The following is a 2,283-nucleotide window of genomic DNA, read 5'->3' on the forward strand; positions in this document are numbered from 1 at the left end:
ATATTCTTCTCAAGTTATAAGCTATAAAAATAAAATCCACATCCGCCGAAGTCCGTATTTTTGTCTTCTTGGTGATGGTGTGGTCAAACCCCCATTGTCTTTTGATGATTCCAAAAGGATGCTCTACTAAGACTTACCGTAATTTATAAGTTTCGGGTTCATTTGGTAGGCTAGCTTTGTTTTGCTCGATTGATTGCTTGTATTCACTGCAGTGAATGACTTTTCCGTTTCTCGATTTGGTACATTGCTTTTTAACAGCACAATTGCCAAATGCAGAAGTTTTGTAATGTTTAAATCGATAACTTTGGGTTTAATACCATCTTTTTGAGCTGTATAGAATGTGCCCTTCAGGGCATTTGAAGGTATCATAATAAGGATGATAAACGAAGTTCTCAGCATTGTAGGTAGGATTTGGTCCTGGCCTGAAGAAGGGAAGGCTGGAATTGCTACTAGGGTTTTAATGCCCAATTTCTGTACTGCTGCTAGCTCTTTGCCTTTGTGATACCCTTTGGCAAACAGGACTGAAAAACGGTTGTGTTTCACAATCCATTTGGCCCTTCGGACCATCCTACCCATGGCCTGGGAGTCATTTTTATAGGTAACCTCATAGTCAATTGGGATTTTATTTTTAGCATCAACAGTAGATTAAACATTATAAGCTACTTCGGTAATTACCCCTCTTACTATAAGCTGTCTGCTATCAGGACCTGAAGTAGAAACCTGTTTTTCTCCGCTAGCTTTTAGCTCCTGTTCCAATTTCTTGTACCGTGCTTTATTCTTCTTTTCTACTATTTTTCTTTCAAGTTCTAGTTTATCACTATCTCCATCCCTATCGGCTAGCAGAGTGGTATACTCCTCCCGTTTCTTATCTATATAGGCAATCTGGTGTTCTATTTTCTTTTGGTTGTAGGTTTGCTTTTTGGAATTTTGGGCTCTTAGTTTGGTGTTATCACCTTCTAGTAATAATCCACCTATTAACTCAAAGTTACGAGCGACCTGTACGGTCTTGAGAAATACCCTCTTAATAGTTTTTGAATTTTCTTTTCAAAGTTATTGATGGTATTATGATCTAAGCTCAAACCTTTTAAAAGCCAGGTAAACTCAATGTTTTGCTTGCATTCTTTTTCCAGAGCCCTTGATCATCTGATCTTATTGAGGTAGCCCTAAATGAATAACTTAAGAAGATCTTTAGGACCGTAAGCAGGTCTGCCATTATCAACAAAATCATATGCTAAACCTAATGGCTTTAAATCCAGGCTTTCAGCAAAAACGTCAATTAACCTTACTTCATTATTTTCATCAATAGCGGCATCAAGACTTATGGGAAACAATGATACTTAATGCCGATCCTATTCTTGAATGAATTTCATGCTATAAGATAATCATTAAAGCAAAAGCCTAAAAAAATAACAGGAAGTTTTTAAATAGTCTAACGGTGAGTGTAAAATGCATTAAAAAGCATTTTACACAGTGTTTTGTTTAGTTAATTTCAACTAAACCATTTAATAAGTTATCACATTTTGGTTTATAGCTGTCTAATAAATTTTGTGCAGTATAGGTAATAAATTGGACTGTTCCATTAGTATTCGAAAAATAATATCCATAATAGGAAACTTTGATTCCTTGCATAGACCCATGCATCTGAAGCAGCAAAACTTTTAAACCATTTACAGTTCTATATTCTTCTTTTACAATTTTTAAATCAGGAGCAGCAGCTTTTCCGTTTTCTAATGCTATTGATTTTAATGTTTCAAGTGGAATTTCGACCTTTTCAGATATAACCATACCATATAGATCCCCATCCTTCAATTTTAATTCATATTCTGCATCAGGATTTTCGGTCGCTTTTCTAAACGACCAAGTCTTTGGATCTAACCAAAAGCCAACATTTAATTTTTTACTCTTAAGTAAAAATGTAGATTTCTTATTCTTTTCAAACTTTTTGGTGTTGGTTGGTATTTCGGTTTCCTTCCAATGATCTTCATTCTGGTATTGCCACGTTCCATTATTTAAAAGAATTACCTCCTCACCTGTTTCAGTAACTGCTTTTTGTTGAGCGTAAATAATTGTAAAAGTGAACAGACAAAAAAATAGTAAGGTTAATCTTTTCATATTTCTTTTTAATCCAATTCTAACTACCGTCAATTTTTTAAAATTTTAATCCCCTAAAAAATCGCTCCAAAGCTAGAAAAATTAATTGGTTTCTCCATAAAACACAACGGCCAATGTATAAAGCGTAGCTTGGGCCGTGCTGTTGGCCTTGCGAGGCTTTGACCTATACCC

At 35.1% G+C, this 2,283-nt stretch carries 3 protein-coding genes; all 3 read right to left on the bottom strand.

Features of this window, described 5'->3' with window-relative positions:
- Positions 1–126: 126 nt before the first annotated feature.
- Entirely contained in the window at positions 127–576 is a 450-nt protein-coding gene (locus E1171_RS02535) for a hypothetical protein (protein WP_155203765.1), read from the bottom strand.
- 587 nt (positions 577–1,163) lie between these two features.
- Positions 1,164–1,331, bottom strand: a complete 168-nt coding sequence (locus E1171_RS02545) for a hypothetical protein (RefSeq protein WP_155203767.1) — start codon at positions 1,329–1,331, stop codon at positions 1,164–1,166.
- 148 nt (positions 1,332–1,479) lie between these two features.
- A complete protein-coding gene (locus E1171_RS02550; RefSeq protein WP_155203769.1) occupies positions 1,480–2,112 on the bottom strand; it encodes a hypothetical protein in 633 nt (210 codons plus the stop codon).
- Between the last annotated feature and the right edge of the window lie 171 nt (positions 2,113–2,283).

Source organism: Xanthovirga aplysinae, from assembly GCF_009711365.1.
Lineage (GTDB): Bacteria > Bacteroidota > Bacteroidia > Cytophagales > Cyclobacteriaceae > Xanthovirga > Xanthovirga aplysinae.

Bases quoted from the DNA above. Each gene is read 5' to 3' on its own strand.
- E1171_RS02535 (WP_155203765.1), bottom strand. From the start codon at position 576: ATGGGTAGGATGGTCCGAAGGGCCAAATGGATTGTGAAACACAACCGT.
- E1171_RS02550 (WP_155203769.1), bottom strand. From the start codon at position 2,112: ATGAAAAGATTAACCTTACTATTTTTTTGTCTGTTCACTTTTACAATT.